At 51.3% G+C, this 21,719-nt stretch carries 20 protein-coding genes; 10 read left to right on the forward strand and 10 right to left on the reverse strand.

All coding sequences use genetic code 11. The features are described 5' to 3' along the window. The first annotated feature begins 424 nt into the window (after window positions 1–424). Window positions 425–1,738 carry an FAD-binding oxidoreductase gene (locus U869_RS0114785; protein WP_025121867.1) on the forward strand — a complete coding sequence of 438 codons (1,314 nt, stop codon included), beginning with the start codon at window positions 425–427 and terminating at the stop codon, window positions 1,736–1,738. A 139-nt stretch (window positions 1,739–1,877) separates the two neighbouring features. On the opposite strand, the gene U869_RS0114790 is transcribed toward U869_RS0114785, so the two are convergent. From U869_RS0114790 to U869_RS0114830, 9 genes are all read right to left on the reverse strand, one after another. Then, on the reverse strand, window positions 1,878–2,561 hold the full coding sequence (locus U869_RS0114790) for a fimbria/pilus periplasmic chaperone (RefSeq protein ID WP_029987828.1): 684 nt from the start codon (window positions 2,559–2,561) through the stop codon (window positions 1,878–1,880). An 11-nt stretch (window positions 2,562–2,572) separates the two neighbouring features. Further along, a complete protein-coding gene (locus tag U869_RS0114795; protein WP_025121865.1) occupies window positions 2,573–4,162 on the reverse strand; it encodes a hypothetical protein in 1,590 nt (529 codons plus the stop codon). 14 nt (window positions 4,163–4,176) lie between these two features. Next, entirely contained in the window at window positions 4,177–6,705 is a 2,529-nt protein-coding gene (locus U869_RS0114800; RefSeq protein ID WP_029987826.1) for a CS1-pili formation C-terminal domain-containing protein, read from the reverse strand. Between the two features lie 70 nt (window positions 6,706–6,775). Beyond that, window positions 6,776–7,459, reverse strand: a complete 684-nt coding sequence (locus U869_RS0114805; protein WP_025121863.1) for a hypothetical protein — start codon at window positions 7,457–7,459, stop codon at window positions 6,776–6,778. Between the two features lie 65 nt (window positions 7,460–7,524). Further along, entirely contained in the window at window positions 7,525–8,124 is a 600-nt protein-coding gene (locus U869_RS0114810) for a common pilus major fimbrillin subunit EcpA (protein WP_025121862.1), read from the reverse strand. A gap of 189 nt (window positions 8,125–8,313) precedes the next feature. Beyond that, complete coding sequence (locus U869_RS0114815; RefSeq protein WP_025121861.1) at window positions 8,314–8,913, reverse strand: helix-turn-helix transcriptional regulator; 600 nt, start codon at window positions 8,911–8,913, stop codon at window positions 8,314–8,316. Between the two features lie 620 nt (window positions 8,914–9,533). Beyond that, window positions 9,534–11,513: a DUF4132 domain-containing protein gene (locus U869_RS0114820; RefSeq protein ID WP_025121860.1), complete on the reverse strand. Its 1,980-nt coding sequence runs from the start codon at window positions 11,511–11,513 to the stop codon at window positions 9,534–9,536. Between the two features lie 67 nt (window positions 11,514–11,580). Then, window positions 11,581–12,258: an RES family NAD+ phosphorylase gene (locus U869_RS0114825; RefSeq protein WP_025121859.1), complete on the reverse strand. Its 678-nt coding sequence runs from the start codon at window positions 12,256–12,258 to the stop codon at window positions 11,581–11,583. Next, complete coding sequence (locus tag U869_RS0114830) at window positions 12,251–12,946, reverse strand: integrase (protein ID WP_232785365.1); 696 nt, start codon at window positions 12,944–12,946, stop codon at window positions 12,251–12,253. Before U869_RS0114830 ends, U869_RS0114825 begins: the two co-directional genes overlap by 8 nt. Before the next feature lie 366 nt (window positions 12,947–13,312). On the opposite strand from U869_RS0114830, the gene U869_RS0114835 reads away from it, so the two are divergent. From U869_RS0114835 to U869_RS0114875, 9 genes are all read left to right on the forward strand, one after another. Then, window positions 13,313–14,422, forward strand: coding sequence for a M42 family metallopeptidase (locus tag U869_RS0114835; protein ID WP_025121857.1), 1,110 nt, complete (start codon window positions 13,313–13,315; stop codon window positions 14,420–14,422). Further along, complete coding sequence (locus U869_RS0114840; RefSeq protein ID WP_115650726.1) at window positions 14,419–14,694, forward strand: PTS sugar transporter subunit IIB; 276 nt, start codon at window positions 14,419–14,421, stop codon at window positions 14,692–14,694. Before U869_RS0114835 ends, U869_RS0114840 begins: the two co-directional genes overlap by 4 nt. A gap of 16 nt (window positions 14,695–14,710) precedes the next feature. Next, on the forward strand, window positions 14,711–16,024 hold the full coding sequence (locus tag U869_RS0114845; protein ID WP_025121855.1) for a galactitol-specific PTS transporter subunit IIC: 1,314 nt from the start codon (window positions 14,711–14,713) through the stop codon (window positions 16,022–16,024). A gap of 29 nt (window positions 16,025–16,053) precedes the next feature. Next, complete coding sequence (locus U869_RS0114850; protein WP_025121854.1) at window positions 16,054–16,860, forward strand: BtpA/SgcQ family protein; 807 nt, start codon at window positions 16,054–16,056, stop codon at window positions 16,858–16,860. A 109-nt stretch (window positions 16,861–16,969) separates the two neighbouring features. After that, window positions 16,970–17,416 (forward strand): PTS sugar transporter subunit IIA, encoded by a 447-nt coding sequence (locus U869_RS0114855; protein ID WP_025121853.1) that lies wholly within the window; start codon window positions 16,970–16,972, stop codon window positions 17,414–17,416. A gap of 5 nt (window positions 17,417–17,421) precedes the next feature. After that, the gene (locus U869_RS0114860; protein WP_025121852.1) at window positions 17,422–18,054 is read left to right on the forward strand and encodes an epimerase; all 633 of its coding nucleotides are present in this window, start codon (window positions 17,422–17,424) and stop codon (window positions 18,052–18,054) included. Between the two features lie 4 nt (window positions 18,055–18,058). Next, the gene (locus tag U869_RS0114865) at window positions 18,059–18,823 is read left to right on the forward strand and encodes a DeoR/GlpR family DNA-binding transcription regulator (RefSeq protein WP_029987824.1); all 765 of its coding nucleotides are present in this window, start codon (window positions 18,059–18,061) and stop codon (window positions 18,821–18,823) included. A 400-nt stretch (window positions 18,824–19,223) separates the two neighbouring features. Continuing rightward, window positions 19,224–19,961 carry a LuxR family transcriptional regulator gene (locus U869_RS0114870; protein WP_025121851.1) on the forward strand — a complete coding sequence of 246 codons (738 nt, stop codon included), beginning with the start codon at window positions 19,224–19,226 and terminating at the stop codon, window positions 19,959–19,961. 120 nt (window positions 19,962–20,081) lie between these two features. Next, window positions 20,082–20,957 (forward strand): phosphorothioated DNA-binding restriction endonuclease, encoded by an 876-nt coding sequence (locus tag U869_RS0114875; RefSeq protein ID WP_025121850.1) that lies wholly within the window; start codon window positions 20,082–20,084, stop codon window positions 20,955–20,957. Between the two features lie 24 nt (window positions 20,958–20,981). Here U869_RS0114875 and U869_RS0114880 read toward each other — a convergent pair. Further along, on the reverse strand, window positions 20,982–21,719 hold a 738-nt coding region (locus tag U869_RS0114880), incomplete at its 5' end, for a hypothetical protein (protein WP_025121849.1).

Consider the following 21,719-nt stretch of genomic DNA (forward strand, 5'->3'; position numbering starts at 1 on the left):
CCGTTCTTATATTTTTTAGAAATCCGTTTCGGATAGTTAAATCCACTAAGTTACAATTACAATGCAGTTAATCACTCTACTATTTCGGGTGGAGATGTCCGATTTCCAGAAGAAAAACGCAGAAAACGGGCTGTTCTCACCAATTCCGATACTAAACAGCTATCGTTGGGGAATAAAGGAAAAAATCAGAAATAAATCTGCTGAGTAAGCTCGATGACTGCCGTAGAGAAGGATTTAAACCGCCTTTTCCTGCCCATTGGAAAAACAGGGTAACCGCAAAGCTTAACGTTTACTTATAAGTCACTTACCGTCAATAAATGGGAGGGAATGACGGGCCGATAAATCTACTGGTTCAGCCTGGCTAAATGTTTTATAACCCTATTTAGTGACCTTGGTGACCCACAGTTTAAAAAGGATCTTTAGTTTGAAATATGCATCGGTGCCGTTAAATCAAAACCAAAATGGCTGGCTGAAACCAGACTTACACCCCACCGTTTACCCAACGCTAATCGGCGATACCGAGGCCGACTGGGTCGTTGTGGGCTGCGGGTTTGCCGGTATCTCCTTCGCCAGAAGACTGGCCAGCAACGATCCCAAACTAAAGATCATCATCGTTGATTCAGCCTGTGCGGCAGAGAGTTCCTCAGCCCGAAATTCAGGATTTATTATCGGATTACCCCATAATATCGGCAGTTCAACGGCGGAACTGAAAAAAGCGCAATCGTATCGTTCTTTATTACAAGAAGGGATCAATCAATTAACCCAGCAGATTGAACGACAAGGGATCGAATGCGAATGGGAAAATGCCGGCAAATATCACTGCCAGGTTGACGCCACCAATCAGCGAGTGCTTAAAGAATATACCGATAATCTCGATACCATGAACGAGCCTTACCAAATAATGGATAAGGAAGCGCTGTACCGGAAATTGGGCACACGTTTTTATAATAAGGGTATCTATACTCCCAGCTCGATCCTGGTTAATCCTGCCAGCCTGATCGTTGACCTGGCAAATAATCTGCCGGACAACGTGACGATGTATAACCATACCCCGGTGATGGCGATCCACCACGGTAGCGTGACGCAGGTGGTCACCCCCTTCGGCACGATTAGAACGGCCAACGTGATGTTAGCCACCAATGCTCTCTCCAGAGAACTGGCTCCGGTTACCAGCCAGCAGGCCGCGATGGCCACCTTCGCCAGCATCAGCGCGCCATTAACCGCAGAGCAGCGCCAGAAGCTGCCGGCCATGAGCAGTTGGGGATTAACACCGGTCAACGCCATCGCCGGGGCGACGGTGCGCTATACCCAGGACCACCGTTTCCTGATCCGCCAGCATGTCACGCCAGCCTTGAATGGTCGGATCACCGCAGCGCAGACCTATCAGGCCACCCTGTTGCACCAGCAGATCTTCAACAAGATTTATCCGCAACTGCGGGATGTTCCGCTCACCAGCACCTGGTCTGGCACCATCAGCGTCACCCGCAATGGCGCACCGGTTTGGGGGGAGTTGAAGAAAGGCATTTATACCGCCGGGGGCTGTAACGGCGCGGGCGTCTCCAAGCAAACCATTGCCGGGACGTTATTGGCGGACTATGCGCAGGGGATCGAGCATCCGCTGATTGGCGCGATGCAGGTACTGGGCAAGGCCAATTACCTGCCACCTTCTCCGGTGCTGGATATTGCGATTGGGGTTTCTTTGATGAAAGAGCGCTATTTGGGGCGCAAGGAAATCTAGTTCTGGCTCCGTCGATGCCCCCTCACCCTAGCCCTCTCCCAAAGGGAGAGGGGACCGAACGTGCCACAAATCAGCTCCTGAGCCTGACGACGGCTCTGCACTAGCTCCCTCTCCTGGGGGAGAGGGTTAGAGTGAGGGGCTAACCCGACGCCAAGCTCTGGTCAAAACACTGCTCCCCAAGCCGCTGATACTTGCTGAAACCGATAATAAACTTGCGATTCTGTCCACGCAGATCGGCTCCGCTATAGCTTTCCCCTGGCAGCAGATTGAACACCTTGGCGGCGTCATCCTGCCCGCCACAGCCCTGATGGATCATCACGCGGAAATAGGTATTGCCGGTGTTTTTCAACACCCCAGCCTGCGGATCATAGTGATACGTGAAACGCAGCTTGCGCGGACGAACGACCATAATGGTATCGAGCGCCACGGTCGGAGAAACCAGTGGTGTCTTACCCTCCCCCTGCATCTGCATGGCGTTGGCCGGGATCTCCTGGATCGCTATGCGGTAGTAGCGTTCGCGATCGTCCTGCGGGCCACGATAAAAGATCTTAAAATACTCCCAAGCGTCCGGCTCCAGGATTTTACGCAATGGCGTATAGAGGATTTCTCCCTGCTCCAATGGTTGAGGTTGCTCATCAGCACCCGGCTTGTTGATCCGGTAGGCAGTGATCACATACAGATTGGTATCTTTAGTGTTGTTAACAAACTGGCGCGATAAAAAGGTGCGATCGCTCTCCAGAGTAAAAACGCCAGAAGAGAGATAAATCGCCCGCGCTGGAGATGCCAGCATCAGTATCGCTAACCACAGTCCTATTCTTAACATCACCCTTCGCCTTACTGGATATCCGGGCCCGACCAGATCGCCGTAACCCTGACCTCACCGGTGGCACTGACCACCCCCATCCAATCTCGCCCGTCCAGGGTCCACATCGAGTTGCCCTCATTCATCGGGAATGAAAGTGAGAGATCGGTGCGATAAAAACTGCCGTCATTTTGCGCAGGTGTCGGCCAGGCAGTTTCTTGCCAGCGGGCCGAGTTCAGGCTCACCGCCTGGTTATCACAGCTGGCACGTGTACGCACAACCTGTCCTGAATCGTCGGTATAAGCCAGATAAGCCGAGAACGGTACTCGTAACTTGGCATCGCTGGAGGAAAATACACAGTACGGCAGGCCGTTGACTGTCCCCTGCGGCCCATAGACCTGCGCGAAAATCTCATTAGCCTGCCTTGGACCCGAGGTGGTCACGATATAATCGAAAACCAGCGGTGGCTCTTTACTGCCAACCTTACCCTCACGCTTCGGATGGAGTACCAAGTCTTTGGAAATGATACTGATCCCGTAATCGCGCGGGCGCAGCAGGATAGTGTTGGAAGGAGAGAACTCATAGTAGCCGGACTGCGGCGCCACCGTACTGGTGAACAGGAAAGTGAAGAAATCCTGGCTGTTGGTCAGATCCACGCCCCGATCGATCAGGTTCTTCAGGAAGGTCTGCGAGAAAAAGACATAAATACCGCCGTTCCCTGCTTTGATCAAATTCGCCGCGTTGGTCGTGGCGCTGTAGTTCACCCAACCACTGGCACCATCGGCACTCAGGCGAATGGTATTTGCCGCTGGCGTAAACCCTAGCGCAGCAGTATTGAGCTTCATGTTCATGCGCATCGGCGAAAGGGTGTTCCCCTGCATCTGATAAGACACCAGCTTACAGATCGCGCCACTCAGCGAACCAATGTAGCCCACCGAGCAGAACTGAGATCCCATTCCCATCACCGGATTGCCATTGCTGTCGATAAAAATTTCCTGCAGCGCGTTGGTCGATTCCAACCGCATATTGCCCGCCTTGGTGATGGTAAACTCATGGCTGGTCTGCGAGCCGCCTACGGAGACGCAGCTTTGCCCGGCAGCAGGGTTGTAGTCCGTGCGGGTAGAGCAAAAACGGTATTTATAAGTCTCAGTCAGGCCTACCGACACATTTTTAAAATACTCATAAGCCGAATCAGAGAAAATACCGCGCCCGTAACGAGCTTCGCCGTTGCTGGTGTTCACCTCCACGTGATAAACACCATTATCGCCAATATAGCCCGGCAGATAACCGTTCGAAGGGCAAGCGCTACCATTATTCATACAACGGTTACCGATAAATGGCTGATTGATGGGAGAATCCTCCAGCCAGATATCGGCGAACGAATTGGTCTGGATCAGCCCGGTATAGCCCATATAGCCCAAGCTGCGTTGATCGCCTGACGCATATTTGGTAAACATGTTGGCACCGCTGAAACGGGGATCGGTACTCTGTGGCGTGATGAAGTACTCACCATCCACCTGATTTTCGATAAAGAAATAACTGTTGCTCACGTTGGCCGCCTGACCGGCGAAGGAAGTTAGCATCAGCGCCCCAAGCAGCCGGCAAAAATTACGCAGTTTCATGTCAAACCCTGTCCTCATCGTTGTGCCAGAATGGTCTGTGGCGTACAAACCACATCGCCGACCCATTTCACGCCCCTCGCCTGGCTCAGATCCAGGTCCACTTCACAAATGCCGTGATCCTCTGTGGTCAGCGATACGCTTGGGAAACGCTTATCCACATCCATTGAGAAGGCTCCAGCCCCATCCGTGGTCGTTTTACCGATGTGGTTACGCACAGCCGCATTGGCAATTGCCTGACCATTCCCGCTAGTCATACGGCCGAACACCGTCACTAATTGCTTCACTTCCGGTTGGTAGACGGCCACATTGCCTGGGTACAGCGTGACGTTGCTGGTACGCCCTTTCACGATGTCGAAACTGTCCACCGAGTTCTTGTCGTTCATCAGCTCAACTTTGTAGTTCGCATACGGTGGCAGCGGGATAAAGTTATCAGCACCGGTCAGACGATAGTTACGCCCATTCACCTGAGCGGATAACACGGCATCATCGATGATGTCGGTTTTGATTATCACGCCAGATTTCTCCTGAATGCCGCTGGCGGCAAAGCTTTTATCGCTGTAGGCAACGGCTCCGTGCGCAGTCAGGTTGCCATTCAGGCGGTTGTTATCTGGCCGTGAGAGTGACAACGTGCCCGCACTGTATTTGGTATCAAACGCGGCATAACCGGAGGCAGAATAGTCACTTTCGCCGTTATGTTTGTCCTTGATGAGTTTCGCCAGGTTGAAACCGGCGGATGTGAACGCCGAGTCATCAAAGCTCTTGTTGGCACTCAGGTTGGCCCGCACGTTGCCATTGCTTGAAGATACCCCGGTACTTAACCAGGCTGCCAGCGGCAACGAGAAATCCAGTGAGATGTAGCGTTGGTTGGTGCTATTGGACTGATAATCATAGCGATAACGCTGGATACCGGCACGTAGGTTTACCGTGCCATAGCGTCCGGAGAACAGTGCCGTGGAGTATTCCAGATTGTTAGAAGTGCTGCGATCGCGCTTATCCACCGTGCGACTCAGCGTAAGTTGACCACCACGTTCAAAAAACCGGCTCAGACTAAGGGTGCCACCATAGGAATAGCTGTCCGACTCATAGATCGGCAACCCCTTACCGATATGGCTCTTTTCACGGTTGGCCCATACACTGCCAAAGCCTTTCGGTAGCGCAAAACTGGCGCTTAAAATATTGCGGTAGCGCCCCCCCTGTGACAGCAATCCCTGCCAACCCAGATTGGCGAACTGGTTTACATTGAGGTTGACCGAGGTTTCATTCACGACCTTCTTGTCGAAGGTGTAGGTCGACGTTTGTAGCGCCAGGCCAAATATCGCCGGGACCGAAGCAATCTTGAGGATTTCCGGGATCGACATCGCCGCCGACGCGCCCGCCAGATAGGTTTCGTTGGTGGTGCTGCCGGTGGTGCGACTACTGCGGTTGTCGTAATTAACGTAACCGCCATACAGCTGCCAGTTCAATTCTTGCGCCATACCATTATTGCCGGAAAACGCTTTGTTGATCGTCTGGCGCATACGCGACTGAGTTTTACCGTCTATCACTACATCGACATCAACGTCGTAAATCCCGTACGGCAGGCGGCTGGTATCCACTTCAAAGCTGCCCATCGGGAAGTTTTGAATATTCAACAGACGCCCCTGACGATAGATATGGACTTCCCCCGCGCTAGGTAAAAACACGGTGATCGGCGTCAACGAATACTGGTTATTCTGGATTTTGGTCGCCGACTTATTGCCATAGGTGACGCCATATACCTTGCTGGAGTTAAGCGCCGACAGGCTACCCAACGATTGCAGGTTCCAGGTATCGACCAGTCCAAACGCCAGACGATGCCCGTTCATATCCCTTTCATACATGGCACGGTAAAGCTGCGAATCCTGATGAGACTCTCCGATACCGTAAAACGAGCCGTTCACATTGAAGTGATGCTCCGCGAAGCCGAAGGTGTTATCCAGGGTCAAATAGTTATTCGAGGTGTTCTCGCCATTTTTTAGCTGTGAGCGATAGACACCCAGATCGTAGTTCAGCACCGAGCTAAAATGCGGCACTGAAGAGCTACCCAGCAGGCTCATGCGCGGGATAATAGCGGTCGCCAGGCTTTTTTCACCCACATCCAGCGTCAGCACAAAGGAACGGATATTCAGATTAAGAACGGCATCAGACGAAACAGTAATGGAAGTGTTGTGATCAAAAAAACGCTCTTTCAGACCGGTGATTAAAGCCTGGGTAGGCTCCGCCAGCTTGGCACCTTCGGAGCCTTCTACCAGCGTAATGTCTTTTATCATCAGGCGACCTTGTTCCAATACCACCAGCGCATCGGCCACCTTTTGTTTTTCTTGTTGATCGCCACCTTTATAACGCAGCAGGACAGGAATGGTCATACCTTCGGTCAGCGCCTGGCCAAAAACACCCGGAATAAGATAATTTCCTAAACGAACATCCTGTAAGTTTCTTGCATTGGCCTGCATAGACACCAGCGCCGCAGCAATGCATAGCGCCACGGCCTTGGCCCTTATCCCTAAGATGAAATTATTATCCATTTGCTTCCCCAAACAACACCCCTATTCCACACGTGGCAGACACGCACGATGTAGGTAATGGATAAAGATGCTATTTCACGTTGATATAATCTTCGTTGTGCCAAATGCCAACGCTGAGTTTTGGATTATTGATATCAACAAATTTCAAATGCACGCCCAGCCCTGGCATGACGTAATAACGTTCACGGCACCCTTTATTTTTCTCTTCGCTGGTCTGTGGCTGCTTGCAGGGGCCAAATGCCACCACGCGGAAAGAGCTGTTTCCGGTGTTATAGGCGACGCCATTGCGATATTGATAATCAAACTTGTCCTGCCGTGGCGTGACGACCAGAATGGTACTAATGGTTGCCGAAGTGGTTGCCGAGGCCGTCTTGCGCGTTTTTGACAATCCCTCTTCGGTGACTGGGTTATCATTCCAGACTAAACGGTAATAACGCTCTTTTTCATCCTTCGGCCCGGAATAGAAAACACGAAAAACATCTTTGCCCTTGCCGGGTAAGATCAGGTTGGATGGCGTGGCCATTATTTCCTGCCTGCTCTCCATTGGGATCACTTTCCCTCCTTCCATCGGGGAGGAAATACGCTCAACCTTCAGGCTGACCAGACGGGCATCATCCACAGTATTGATCACTTCCTTGGCGATCACGCTCTGGCCTGGGGAAATGATTGATGTAATCGCGCCAACGTTAATTGCACTGGCGTGAGTACAATAAAATAATGCTGAGCACATCAGCGTAGGAAACCATCTGTTCATCATGCGTTCCAGAAGGATCGGGGTGAGTCACCCCGATCCTGGCTACGTTAAGATAACAAAATCACTTACGGGGCAGGGGTGAAAGTACCGTCCCAGGAAGCGGTGAACTCAACGTTCACGTTGCCATCCCAGTAACCATCGGTCAGATCTTTAAGCGCCGTATCCGCACCAGCAACGGTCGCTTTGGCGATGTCAAAGGCAAACACGCCCTGGGTGCTGGAACGGTTAGAACCCGCATAAGCGCTTGGCACAGCCAGAGCAGCCAGACCGGCACTGATACCCGCAGAAGTGTCGACCATTACCGTCTCGGTGCTTTCAGACAGTGCTTGGCCGTTCCACTTGACGCCCACGGTCAGCGCTGAGTCATCGCTGGTGCGGCTCAGAGTATTGGAGATGATTTTTGAGGTCAGTTTGAAGTCACTCGCGCCAGACTGGCCAGCGATGGTGATGTCGAACGCACCGTCTTGAGAGTTGAAACGCTCCAGACCTTCTGCATAGTTAAAGGTCAGTGATTTCAGTGGCGTAACAACCAGCATGCTGCTGGTATCTTTGATGGCTTTTGCATCCCAAGACGCTGTCGCGTTCGCAGTACGAGTGTCCGCATTAGCCAGATTAATTGTTCCCATCGCTGAAGCTGCAATCAAAGCCAGAGCTAACTTCTTCATAAAATTTCTTCCTTTATTTATATCAATTAATTTCCCGCCATTATTTACTGGCGTGGCACAGTAAATGCGACACAAGGGCGCATTCGAAAACAAAATATTTTCGAATAAGTCCTCTTGCATGAGTCAAATTAATACCTACGATAAAAATTTATCGCATATTAAATTTACCTAGATGAGAAAAGTGACAGCTTATCTGACCCCGTGAATAGCCTGAGTGAAAATATCATTCATTTTGGTCAGCCTCATCTTACCCAAAATATTATGCCGCAGGGCGTAAACCGTTTTAGGGCTAAGATGCAATCTGCTGGCCAAATCACGCACGGTGACACCATGGATCAACATGCGTAATAAACCTATCTCGCGCGAAGAGAGTCTGATTTCCGATGGGGAAGATACCGTCTCCCCGGCAATAACATGGTCGATTTTAGCGAAAATGTCACTGGACGCCCCCGCCCTGTCGATCACGGAATCAACCTGATGGAACATACACTTATAGTAATTTGCCAACGGCAATAGGTGGTCGTCGGTGACCAAAACAACGCGATTACGGGCGGAATACAATAGCCAATCCTGCACCAGAAAAAGGCACAGGTTAGATAATTGGAAGTCAACAAACACGACCTTCAGCTGTTCTGGAGGGGTATTGACTGAGTTGCAGTAGCCAACGATACCTTTGCGAAAATACTTATTGGTATCGGGCCAGGTTAAAGGCTTTTTTGAACGGGCTGGGCCCTGCGGCACATACCCACAATCCAATATCTGCAGCATAAGGATCCCTTCCATTTCCATTGATTTCCAACTCCATTACGCCGTTGGAGAAGCGAACTGATATTTCTGCAAACTAAGTTATTTCCTAATTTGTGAGACGATATTAATGGCGAAATATCATTATTCAAAATCGGTTAAAACGATCAACGATACATCAATTAATCGCTAGTACCTATCAAATTGTTATTTTCCATCACAATATAAGATAAGATTAATGTTATATTAATCAATAAAAAACGTTAATTAGCCCGCTTACAGTAATCTAAGAATATTCTCTTTCAATTACATAAGAATAGACATTACTTTCAGAAACCATACTGGCTCAGCGGTAATATCCCTGAACGAATAGGCCGAAAGTAAAAAGATCAATCAAGAATAATCCCATATAAGAGAGGCATCACACATTGCTTGACTCATGAGCCAGAATACTCTGATCGCTACAGATGAAAATAACACAAAAAATCAACATAAACACAACATAAAGGTCATTTAGTGAGCGATTTCAGGCTTGTTTTTTGTGATAAATATCACGATTTGATCGAAAAAAATCAGTTTTATCTTAAGCTGTCGGGTTTGAGAGCGTTCTCAAGGCGGCTAACCGAGTGTTAGCCGCTTTGCATTGTTGAGATCCCAGCCTCTACTCACCGCGATAACAATCTACCGAGCAACGCAATTATCTCCTTCGACAGAAGGTCACCAGATGCCTCCTCCAATAGAGGGCAAGGCAAAACCACTGGCTTGCCAAGGCATGTCACTCTGCCAGTGGCTAAATGCACCCGATTATCGCCAACCTGAGCATAATGACCGGTAAGGATGAGCTGCTGGCGGGCAATCTCATCGGCAAAATGCTGTTCCACGCAGGTTTTTCGATAATCGATAGCCTCCTTCATGGAGACAAATCCGGTTTCACCCCGAGCAAGGGACGACATGCTGACCAGCAAATCAACCGCCCGTAGCGCTTCCGAAAGCACCACAGCGGGAATATGTTCATCAAAAATCCGCTCACGGCGGCCATTGCTCAGACGGTAGACAGCCAGTTCACCGCTTTCCCCTTGCCCCTGCACGCCATGGAATAGCGTCGTATGCATGTTTAAGACGAAAAGATAGTCGCCAAACCAGCGTTCGCAGGCGTCATAATCAATTTTCCACCCTTCGGCACGAGCCAACCCCACCAGCGTTTGCAGATCCAGCATATAGCCCGAGAAGTCCTGCATCGCGTAGGCATGATAGATCTCGCGTAGACCCTGCTTAAACGGCTGATCAATACCCTGCCTTAGCAGGTAGCTTTGCCATGCATCATGCTCGGAAGGGGAAACATGCAGCGGGTGCCATAATCGTATACGTTGCAGATCGGGCACCGTGCAAGGCTCCCCCCAACAATCAACCCACTGTTGGTTTGCCGTGGGCATTATTGAATGGTAAACACCGGGCGCGGACTCCACCTGCCAGATAAGCTGACGGCTGATATCAGCAACCCAGTCAAATTGCGTTACCGCTTCAAGCCAGGCAGGCCATGAATAGTGCGTATCGCAATACACGCCGTTTTCCAGCACTTTCAACAACGTATCGCGCTGCTTTTTATTTTTAGTGGCGGAAAGGTGTCTGAAAGCGTATTCCCCCCGCATCGCCAAAGCCAATTGCGCCGGCTTGAGGTTACGCTTTAATTTTTTCTGTACGCCAGCGTGGCGGACCTTCTCTACCCAATGCTGTAGTGCCAGCACGCTCTCCGGCGTGGGGATGCCTTCTACCGCATGGCCCAATGCGATTGCCAGCGACTGCGAGGGCACCGTTTTAGCTTCGCCAGGCGCGGAGCAGACTAACGCCAACAAACGTGGGAAGGCCTCCCCAAACCAACTTTCATCACGCCATGCCACAACCCTTGCTGCTCGTGCAATGACATGTGCCTCTTCTACCGAGAATGCCCCGTCGGCGCGGTAGGTGGCCGGTTGGTTATGGATAGCTTCAAGGTGGGCGATAGCCTGATGTAGCGCTTGGTAGGCAAACGAGCAATAAGCAGGATCCTCACTCAACTGACGAGCAGGATCTTCTTCCCCGGCTTTAAAGTAACCTTGTCCAAAGAAAAATAACGTAAAGAGGGAGTTGGTGGATAGGCGGGGAATAAACTCAGCTTCCAGCAAAATGAGGCTTTGCTCATTAAATTGCTCGCTAACCGCTTGCTGCCAACGTTCATGCGCGGCCTCACCGCTAAACTGCGCCATTACGGCACAACAGTAGCGCCCAGCCTTCGCCAATTGCTGAGCAAATTGCTGTTCATCGGCAAACTGCTGGCTAATAAAGTCTGTCAATGCACTCTCTGGTGGCTGCGACAACCAACCCAGGTATTGGACCATTTCCTGCCAATCTCGCGCCAACGGCAAAACCCGCAGCGCTGCGGCGTTATCCAAAGCAGGTTGCAGTTGCTGCTCTCTGACTTTTCTAAAAAGCAGGTTGGCAAGGCTATTCACCGTTGAGGAGGGGTCACGTTGGTTTTCTAGAATATCGGCCCACAGCCCACCCAGGGTTGCAGGCGAGAGAGAGTAAATCTGATCCGGATTAGCCATGGCGCTATCGACGTGCAGATCCAGCAGGCTCAGCCAGTCATGGTTGGGTTGTTCACACATGCGAATTTTACGATCCCTGTAGGGTTGTTGGCGGTAGTGATGATATTAATGTTTCTACAGGCCGACTTCAGCACTCTTTGGCGGTTTTATCACCAAGGGAGTCGAGAAGCACCACCCCAAGCTGATCGGCTTGTTCTTCTATCACCTCCATGACCGCTGCTGACTCCAGCACACGCGCAGATTCGGTGTCGACATCAAATTGTTCGAGCTTAACTCGATCGCCAAAAAGCATTAAGGCAATATCACCATGCTGTTTTGAAGACCATTGCAATCCATGCGCACCAGGGTGGGCCTGATGTATAGCCACCGAATATTCTTGAGTAAAAACATACTGATCCGCAGTTGAATCCAAAAGGTCGGCTCTTGTTACCCCCATTTTCCGCAACGTTCTCGGATTGAGATCCACCAGAGCCAAATCTTCGCCAGTCCTTACTACGGAGTACACCAGCTTTTCCAACTTACCCAAATCATAGGGAGCACCGACGGAATTAGGCGGTAAGTCATGAAAAATGGTTTCCATCACGGCAACTCCTGTACTAACACCGCCATAGAGAGTAGGTACAGCGTTACTCATAGGGCTAAAGCGTGCACTGCCTTTGCCAGGATTAAATTGCACGGCAGTAAACTCAGCTGAATGTATTCGATAGATGGGCTTGCCCGCGGGCCAGACGGTGAAATTCACCAAGATGTCGGTTTTCGGCGCAGGTAATTTTCTGACAACGTCCTTGTCATCCGAATCAGCCATGAGCTCCCCCTTCAACTTCAGCCTGTGCCGCCAGCAAAACCTGTTTCGGCATAGTAGCCAAGACATCTTTTGGCTTCTTGCCACCTAACCAACTGTTCTCGGAACCAAACCAGATAGCTAATCCCCAGGGAGTTTTCCTTTCGCCGAACAGAGAGATGACCTGCTTAACGACCGGAATAGGACGGGCTCCCTCATCCAAAGCATATTCCGGATAATGGTCTTTCCCATTAAGCTGTAAGGCAAAAATGCTGCCCGCCGCTTTCCAACGGTTTGGGCCAGCACTAGGATTGGTGTTCTTGAAACTCGCCTTCTCGGACAATTCACGCGCAGTCAACCACACTGCATCGGCCAGTATTCGGGCATTAAGCTGTTCACGGCGTACAGCATTACGTTCTGCCCTAGTCTGCTTATTCGATTTGTCTTCTGCTTCATGGGCAGACTTAACGGCTTTTGGCATGCTCAGCGTTTTATTTTTTTTCACTACTACCAACGGCTCGCGCATGGAGGCCAGAACCGCATTCACAGCAGCGCTCATCGCCACTTTCATGGTTTCATTAAAACCTGCTCGCTGGCCTTTGGTATTACCCAGCTCGATGACTAAATATTCGGAATCCGCCTGTGTATTCAAGCTGCGCAGCTCATCACCACTCAGGGTCTGAACATCAAAAGGAAGCTCTTTAAGCCGCATAGTGTTCGCCTTAGCTACCATTGCCCACCTCTCACATCAATGGATATATAAGTTATATCCATTATATATGACATAAGAGATTTGTCATCCAGGATGGTCAAAGTTTAATCGTTCGAAACGCACTGCTACATTCAAACAACTATCAGACATTCACACCTTAAGGCGGAAAACCCATCTGGCCGGGATCGATCGCCGCCATTGAGCGAAATCACCAAATACGCAGCAAAATTGAGCGATTTAATTTTAACCAGTTAACAAAATTCCCAAAAAAACCGTTACGCCTATTTTTTCTGCGATTGTTATCACATTTTATCAATCAGTTAGCGCACATAACATCCTCTCTGCCAATCATCACAGAGGTTGATTATGCCATTTGATATCAGTTCTACCCTGCTGCAACTGTTGTCGTTAGACGCTATTCCCGGCTTTGAAACACCGGTTGCGGACGTTATCCAGCCCCTGCTCGCTCGAGGCGCTATCAGCACCCGGCGGGACGTGCTGGGCAACGTGATCGCGCAATATGGCAGCCAGGATCCGAATGCCCTGCGCGTAATGGTTTTTGCCCATATGGACGAAGTTGGCTTTATGGTGCGTAAGATTGAACCGGGGGGATTTGTTCGCTTCGAGCGGGTTGGTGGGCCAGCGCAGATCACCATGTCCGGCTCGACAGTGACGCTACAAGGCAGTAAAGGCCCGGTCTCCGGCTGCATCGGCATCAAGTCTTACCATTTCAGCAAAGGGGACGAACGAACCCAACAACCCGCCATCGACCAACTGTGGGTCGATATTGGTGCCGCCAGCAAACAGGACGCGCTGGATATGGGGATTAATATCGGTACGCCCATCACGCTGTATAACCCACCGCGAAAGCTCGGCAACAACCTGATTTGCAGCAAAGCGCTGGATAACCGCCTGGGATGCACCGCATTGGTCGGTCTGGCGGATAAAATTGCCGATAAGCCGCTGGATATCGCCCTGTTTATCGTCGCCGCCGTACAGGAAGAATTTAATATCCGGGGGATCTTGCCGGTGTTGAACACCGTGCGGCCGGATATGACCATCGGCATCGATATCACCCCGTCATGCGATACACCGGATCTCAGTGACTATGCCGATCTGGTGATGAACCAAGGGCCGGGCATTACCTGCCTGAACTACCACGGACGCGGCACGCTGGCCGGATTGATCACGTCACCAAAAGTGATCCACTGGCTGGAAAGTACCGCCGCACAACACCAGATCCCGGTTCAGCGCGAAGTGGCACCGGGCGTGATCACCGAAAGTGGCTACATCCAACTGCAGCAGGACGGCATTCTCTGCGCTGGCTTGTCCATACCCTGCCGCTACACCCATTCCCCAAGTGAAGTTGCCAGCCTGAGCGATCTGCAACACTGCATCGATCTGTTGGCGCATCTGATTCTGGCGCAAGCCGAAACCTTCCCTATTACCGCAAAATCAGCGAGGTCATCATCATGAAGAAGATACTGGTTGCCTGTGGCACCGGCATGGCGACGTCAACCATGATCGCCCAGAAAATCACCCACTTTCTGGCCAGCCACAACATTAACGCCTCCACCAGCCAATGTTGCCTGAACGAAATCCCGCTGAATAAGCAGGGCGTGGATCTGATCGTCACGGCGATGAAAATCACTACCGACTATGGCATCCCGACCCTGAACGGTGCGCCGTTTCTGACTGGGATCAATGACGAGCCGCTCAAGCGGCAGTTGCTCGAGTTGTTAAAATAACCACGGGGACAAAGTCATGCTTGATTACCTGTTATCGCTAGGGGGCAGCGTGTTTGTCCCCATTATCATGTTCTTTATCGCATTGATCTTCCGTATCCCGTTTTTGCAGGCAGTCAAAGCCGGGGTAACCATCGGCATCGGCTTCGTTGGCATGGGGCTGGTGATCGTCATGGCGATCGATAGCCTCAACCCGGCCATCAAGTTGATGATCAACCGCTTCGGCTTGCAGCTCCATCTGCTGGATGTCGGCGCAGGCCCGGCTTCCGGCGTGGGCTACGCTACCGCCATCGGGGCGGTGGTGATCCCGATAGTCTTCCTGTTCAACATCGTGTTGCTGTTAACCCGGCTGACCAAAACCATGAACGTGGATATCTACAACTACTGGCATTACGCCATCACCGGGGCCATTGCTCACATCCTTACCGGTAGCATGATTTATGGCATCATCGCCGCAGTGTGCCACGCGGCACTGTCGCTGAAAATGGCCGATCTCACCGCCAAACGGGTACAGAACATTGTCGGGCTGGAAGGGATCTCCATTCCACAGGGCTGGGGGAGCAGTTCCGTCCCGATAGCGCTGACGCTGGAATGGGTTTACCAGCGCATTCCATTTATGAAAAACCACAATATCGATGCCAGCGAGATCCAGAAACGCTTTGGTATGATCGGCGATCCGGTGATTATTGGCGTTATTCTGGGGATTATCTTTGGCCTGGCTGCCGGATACGGCTTCCGTGATCTGGCTAACCTGGTGATCACCGTTGCCGCGATCATGGTGTTGTTCCCACGCATGATCCGCCTGATCGTCGAAGGCCTGTTGCCGATCTCGGAAGGTGCCCGCACCTTCCTGCAAAAATACTTTCATGGTCGCGAGCTGTATATCGGCCTGGACAGCGCCGTCACCCTTGGCCATCCCACCACGATTGCCGTTGGCCTGCTGCTGATCCCTATCATGCTGATCACCGCCGGATTACTTCCCGGTAATAGCGTGTTACCTCTGGCCGATCTTCCCGTCGCCCCTTTCTTTGTCTGTATGGCAACGGTGATCCACCGAGGCGATTTCCTGCGCACCTTAATCACCAGCTTTATCACCATGATCTTTGTGCTGCTGATCGCCACCCAGTTTGCGCCGTTCTTTAGCCAAATGGCCGCTCAAGGTGGTTTCAATCTGGCCAAAGACGGTTCGCAAATCACCGCGCTGTCCGTCGGTAACCCGTTTGGCTGGTCGATTACTGAGCTGGTCGGTATGGGGCTGATTGGCACCATTGTTTGCGTCGGCATCACGGCACTAGTGGTGATTGGCCTGCGTAATCGTGAAATTTCCGCCTGATGTATTAACCCGTTAAAGGAGTAGTAACTATGACTTGGCTTAAAACCGTGATTGGCACCGAGAAAGCCGTGATTGCCATGTGCCACCTGCGTGCATTACCCGGCGACCCAGATTATGACAGCAACCGAGGCATGAACTGGGTGATCGATAAAGCTCATAACGATCTGATGGCGCTGCAAAACGGGGGCGTAGACGCGGTGATGTTCTCCAACGAGTTCAGCCTGCCGTATCTGACCAAGGTAAAACCGGAAACCACCGCCGCCATGGCGCGCGTTATCGGGCAACTGATGAGTGAGATCCGCGTGCCTTATGGCGTGAACGTGCTGTGGGACCCGGTAGCCTCTTTCGATCTGGCTATGGCCGTGGATGCCAAGTTTATCCGTGAGATCTTCACCGGGGCCTACGCCAGCGACTTCGGCGTCTGGGATACCAACGTGGGGGAAACCATCCGCCATCAGCACCGCATCGGTGCCGGGCATGTCAAAACCCTGTTCAACATTGTGCCGGAAGCGGCGGTTTATCTGGGTAACCGGGATATTGCCTCCATCGCCAAATCAACGGTGTTCAACAACCATCCGGACGCATTGTGCGTTTCTGGCCTGACGGCAGGCAGCAAAACGGATGCTGCCCTGCTCAAGGTGGTGAAAGATACGGTACCGGATACCGTGGTGTTGGCCAATACCGGGGTATGCCTGGAAAACGTGGAGGAACAACTGGCGATCGCCGACGGCTGCGTGACCGCAACACATTTCAAAAAAGACGGAATATTCGCCAACTTCGTGGATGAGCAACGGGTCGCACGCTTTATGGAGAAGGTTCATCTGTTGAGAGGGTAAAACGGGACCGCTTTGCAACGGTCCCCCCGTCATCGCTAACGGGCCCGGCGTCCTCGCCAAAGTAGGCCGGGCCTTTATTAATCGCTTTTCTGTTACAGGAGTCAATATGTTGCTATCTCATCCCCGGCTGGCTCAGGCCAGAAGATCGGCCACCGATTGGCAGCAGGCGGTGCAAATCGCTCTAGCCCCTTTGCTAGGCACGGGCCGCATCACTCACCGTTACTGTCAGGGGGTGATCGATAATACTCTGGAATGGGGGCCGTATTATGTCGTCGCACCGGGCATTGCCTTGCCCCATGCCCGGCCCGAACAAGGAGTGCTGGCCAATGGCATTGCCATCACCACGTTGGAGGCACCTGTTCGTTTTGGTCATGAGGACTGCGATCCGGTCTGGCTACTGATCGCGCTCAGCGCAGCAGACGCCAACACGCATCTGGCGACCATCCAGCGCATTTCAGCGCTGTTAGCAGATGAACAACTGCTCGTTCAACTGCAACGGGCCACCACTGACAGCCAGCTTTACCAACTTTTCCATTCCCACAGCGTGCAGGAGTGACCACCATGCCACATCTTCATCCTTCACTGGCCTCCGCCAACCCGCTGAAACTGGGGGAAACGCTGGCTATCCTGGCATCCCAACCCATCAGCACCCTGCACCTTGATATTGAAGACACCAGTTTTATCAGCAACATCACCTTCGGAATGAAGACCGTCAATGCCATCGCTCAGGCCAGCAGTGTTCCGCTGTCGTTTCATCTGATGCTGGCTAATCCTTTCCCCTGGCTACAATGGATAGCCCCACTGCGGCCTGCCTGGGTTTTCCTGCATGCCGAAGCGCTGGCCAATCCGGCTGAAGGGCTGGCGGCCATACGCCAAACGGGTGCACAGGCGGGTCTGGCGTTTAATCCGGCAACGCCCCTTGCGCCCTACAAATACCTGAAAGACAGGCTCGAGGGAGTGTTGATTATGACTAGTGAACCCGACGGCGCAGGGCAAGACTTTATCCCGACGATGCGGGATAAAATTGCCGAAGCGGCAACGTTTTTCCCGCACACTGAGATCTGGGCCGACGGGGGAATCGATATCTCGGTTGCCCCGCAACTGGTCCATGCTGGTGCCCGCCATCTGGTGCTGGGCCGTGCGGTATTTGGCAGCAGTAATATCCCACAGGCACTGCGCCAGTTTCAGGAGTAACGCCATGAGCCAACAGCGCAGTGAACGCATCGGCAATATCCTGCACTACCTGTGGTTACATCATCAGTTGAGTATCCAGCAGGCCAACGAGTTGTTGAACTATGCCGAAGCGACCCTAAGGCGCGATTTCAATTATATCGCTGCCCACTATCCCGGTATGGAGCGTTATCACGGCGGTTTACGCTTTAACGTCAACAATGCGGATAAAGAGTTTGTCTTCGACATGAAGAAGAACATTAACGTCGATGCCAAAAAGCAGATCGCTCTGCTGGCACGCCAGCATATTTCGCCTCACGATTTCATCATTCTCGACTCTGGCACCACGTGCCTGGAATTGGCTAAGGTCCTGGATATGCCAGCCAGCGTGTTGACCACCGATGTCAACATTGCCCATCATCTGGCGCAGATGAGCCACCTGGAAAGTTATATCATTGGGGGAATGATCCGCCCCGGTTACTTCACCGTAGGGGAAAGCCTGGCAACCGACATGTTGAAAACCTTTTCGGTCGAACAGGCGTTTATTTCCTGCGATGCCTTATCACTGGATGCGGGTATCACCAACGCCACATTATTCGAAGTCGGTATCAAAAAGACCATTATTCAACGTGCCAAGAAAGTGATCCTGCTCGCCGATCACAGTAAATTCGAGCAAACCAACCCGTACAACATCAGTACCCTTTCCTGTATCCACTGTGTGATCACCGACGCAGCCATACCCGATGCGTTGTTTAAACGCTATCGCCAGGCTGGCGTGAACATAATTCGTTAACCGCCGATGGGGAAACCTTGGGCTGAAACCGTATCAGAATAGGCTGCCAGTAAATAAAGTGTACGCAATATGAACATTCACCGTTGGTGGCAACATCGCTGAAACAGGCCGGTCCGTTTAAATTCAAAGCGCTTCATAACCCTATCAGTGACTGGCAGCTAAAAAAACAACACAGGGCGCTTGCCACCACTAAGAGTATGGCCTTAAGATAACGGCAGTAAAAATTTCCCTGGTGTTGGCCAATGTGGCAACCTGACCCATCGAGGTCAGGTTTTTTTTGCTATTTTATCGCAAATCACCGCCGAGCCAGCATATTATCTTGCGCTCGATAACGATTTAAGTAAGATATTGTTATGAAAGTAATTTCACGGACGTAATTATTTCAAACCGAGGTAATTTGATGTCTACACTCTTCTCTGCTGGCCATGATGAAAATAATGCCTATAAAAATCATCTGGATGAAAAAATAGCGGAATTTGGCGATTTCAAATATGCCTATCTGATACTTAACAAGAAAAACCCGCTAGAGACGTTGATAACCTCCAATTACCCAAGTCAATGGATTGATATCTATAAAGAAAGAAACTATCAGCATATCGATCCTGTGGTGCACTGCGCTCTGCAAAGGGTCTCGCCATTTTCCTGGGATGAAAGCACGTCACTACAATCACGCCTGAAGCCCTCAGAAATATTCAGTCAGGCAAAAAGCTATAACATTACCCATGGCTATACCTTTGTACTACATGACCACGATCATAATTTGGCCATGCTGTCACTGATGGATAATGACAACAAGTCCATTGGTATAGAGAGCAAAATACACCATAGCAAAGCCCACTTGCAGATGCTGCTGACTAACATCCACCAAGAAATTACCACCCGGCATCAGGAAACCGCACGAAATAGGTTCGATAATCCCAACGCAGCAAAGGACCCCCTGTCAGCACGGGAGAATGAAGTGCTCTATTGGGCCAGTATGGGGAAAACCTACCCGGAAATTGCCATTATTCTTGGCGTAAAAATGCGTACGGTAAAATTCCATATTGGCAATATCGTGAAAAAGATGGGCGTGACCAATGCCAAACACGCCATCAGGCTGGGAGCCGAGTGGCAGCTTGTCAAACCGGTTTCTCGTTGAGCAACTACGCTGGCGCACAGGCAGTACGCTGGTAGCGGAACGGCTGGCGTAACTATTGAATCCCTTCTCTTTTACGAGCATGATCGCAACCTTTACCGCCGCATCGCCAGGACGCACAAGATGAAAACCAGCAAGGAACTGCAAACCGCCATCTCCAATCTGAGCGTGTGGCGCAGAGGCGATCAGCGTGCACCGCATAAGCCATTACTGCTGCTGTATGTGCTATCCCAATATCAGCAGGGGCATGAGCGGCTATTCAATTACGGCGAAGAGATCCATGCCCCCCTGCTGGCATTACTCAATAGTTTTGGCCCACAACGGCGGGACCATTACCCCACCATGCCGTTCTGGCGTTTACGCGGCGATGGGTTCTGGGAATTACACAATGCGCAGCTTTACAGCCCACAGAAAGGCAGTAAAGAGCCACCGAAGCGCGAGATTATCGAACACGGCGTGATGGGCGGCTTCGATGAAGAGAGCTACCAACTGCTACGCAGCCAGCCAGCTTTGCTCGATAAGCTGGCGCAGCAAATTCTATGTGAACATTTCCCTGACAGCGTTCAGGAACTGATAGCCAACCGTTTGGATTTTCAGCTTGATGGGATACGCAAAGCACGCGATCCGGCATTCCGCCAAAACATATTACGAGCCTATAACTATCAGTGTGCGGTGTGCGGTTACAACCTGCGGCACGACGACACGTCCGTGGGTTTGGAAGCAGCTCATATCAAGTGGAAGCAATACGGCGGTCCCTGCTCCGTGACCAATGGCCTGGCGCTGTGTTCCCTGCACCACTCCGCATTCGATATGGGTGTGATTGGCTTTGATGACAGCATGAAATTGCTTATTTCGGCAGGCATGAACGGCGACAGCCAAATGGTACGTCGCCTGTTCTGGGATTTTGCCGGGCAGGCGATTCTGTTACCTAAAAGAGCCGAGCATTATCCTTTGGAGAACTTTGTGGATTGGCATCGGGGGCAGGTGTTTAAGGGATGAGGTAACACGGCGATATCTCTATTGCTATGCTACAGAGATATCGTGTGCCCATATCATTCTCTGGCCGCGCTTTGCAGTTATCCGATAAGGCACAACCCATAATTTCAACGTATCCGAGAAGGCAAAGTGCTGAGCTATTGGCCGGTTAAAATCGTCATGTTCCGGATAGATCAGGTACATCTCACCAACTCCTGCGAGATATTTTTGGCCGTAGGCGAACATTTGATAAAAGTCGGCCTGCGACAATCCATACATAGATTGCGGTTTTGAACGGCTATTAATCAGCTTCCATTTAGTATCCAATACCATCCTGGTTTTAATTGGGTAACGGGATTGGATCAATAGATCCGGACGCAGCTTAAAGCAATCCTGTTCCCCATGTTTCACCAATGAATAGGTTGCTGCCTGCGATTTCACTTTGAGATTTTGCGGCAGCTCATCGGCAAGAGTTTGTGCGACAAAAGACTCAAACACCGCCTCCATCGGGAACAACAGCGACAACGCTTTGGTCTCCCCTTGTAGGGCACTCGGGTTCATCCCGCTCAGTATCAATTGCGCCCATGCCAGTGGTTCATGGTAATGCCCCATACCGCGATCCAAGCGCAAACTCGCTATATCACTTTCGACATCTCGGCTAAGCGGGATGCCATCAAAAGCAAAACGTAGCTCTTGCAGCCAACGCTGATTATCAGATGATAACTTCAAACTAGATAGCTTATGTAACGCCGAGTGCAGCAGCCTGTATAGTGGCACACTGATACT

This window comes from Serratia sp. H1w (genome assembly GCF_000633355.1).
In the GTDB taxonomy this organism is placed as follows: domain Bacteria; phylum Pseudomonadota; class Gammaproteobacteria; order Enterobacterales; family Enterobacteriaceae; genus Chania.

What these genes read in the sequence shown, in the direction of transcription:
- U869_RS0114790 (WP_029987828.1), bottom strand. Translation starts at nt 2,561, where the DNA reads ATGTTAAGAATAGGACTGTGGTTAGCGATACTGATGCTGGCATCTCCA.
- U869_RS0114795 (WP_025121865.1), bottom strand. Translation starts at nt 4,162, where the DNA reads ATGAAACTGCGTAATTTTTGCCGGCTGCTTGGGGCGCTGATGCTAACT.
- U869_RS0114800 (WP_029987826.1), bottom strand. Translation starts at nt 6,705, where the DNA reads ATGGATAATAATTTCATCTTAGGGATAAGGGCCAAGGCCGTGGCGCTA.
- U869_RS0114805 (WP_025121863.1), bottom strand. Translation starts at nt 7,459, where the DNA reads ATGAACAGATGGTTTCCTACGCTGATGTGCTCAGCATTATTTTATTGT.
- U869_RS0114810 (WP_025121862.1), bottom strand. Translation starts at nt 8,124, where the DNA reads ATGAAGAAGTTAGCTCTGGCTTTGATTGCAGCTTCAGCGATGGGAACA.
- U869_RS0114815 (WP_025121861.1), bottom strand. Translation starts at nt 8,913, where the DNA reads ATGGAAATGGAAGGGATCCTTATGCTGCAGATATTGGATTGTGGGTAT.
- U869_RS0114820 (WP_025121860.1), bottom strand. Translation starts at nt 11,513, where the DNA reads ATGTGTGAACAACCCAACCATGACTGGCTGAGCCTGCTGGATCTGCAC.
- U869_RS0114825 (WP_025121859.1), bottom strand. Translation starts at nt 12,258, where the DNA reads ATGGCTGATTCGGATGACAAGGACGTTGTCAGAAAATTACCTGCGCCG.
- U869_RS0114830 (WP_232785365.1), bottom strand. Translation starts at nt 12,946, where the DNA reads ATGCGGCTTAAAGAGCTTCCTTTTGATGTTCAGACCCTGAGTGGTGAT.
- U869_RS0114835 (WP_025121857.1), top strand. Translation starts at nt 13,313, where the DNA reads ATGCCATTTGATATCAGTTCTACCCTGCTGCAACTGTTGTCGTTAGAC.
- U869_RS0114840 (WP_115650726.1), top strand. Translation starts at nt 14,419, where the DNA reads ATGAAGAAGATACTGGTTGCCTGTGGCACCGGCATGGCGACGTCAACC.
- U869_RS0114845 (WP_025121855.1), top strand. Translation starts at nt 14,711, where the DNA reads ATGCTTGATTACCTGTTATCGCTAGGGGGCAGCGTGTTTGTCCCCATT.
- U869_RS0114850 (WP_025121854.1), top strand. Translation starts at nt 16,054, where the DNA reads ATGACTTGGCTTAAAACCGTGATTGGCACCGAGAAAGCCGTGATTGCC.
- U869_RS0114860 (WP_025121852.1), top strand. Translation starts at nt 17,422, where the DNA reads ATGCCACATCTTCATCCTTCACTGGCCTCCGCCAACCCGCTGAAACTG.
- U869_RS0114865 (WP_029987824.1), top strand. Translation starts at nt 18,059, where the DNA reads ATGAGCCAACAGCGCAGTGAACGCATCGGCAATATCCTGCACTACCTG.
- U869_RS0114870 (WP_025121851.1), top strand. Translation starts at nt 19,224, where the DNA reads ATGTCTACACTCTTCTCTGCTGGCCATGATGAAAATAATGCCTATAAA.
- U869_RS0114875 (WP_025121850.1), top strand. Translation starts at nt 20,082, where the DNA reads ATGAAAACCAGCAAGGAACTGCAAACCGCCATCTCCAATCTGAGCGTG.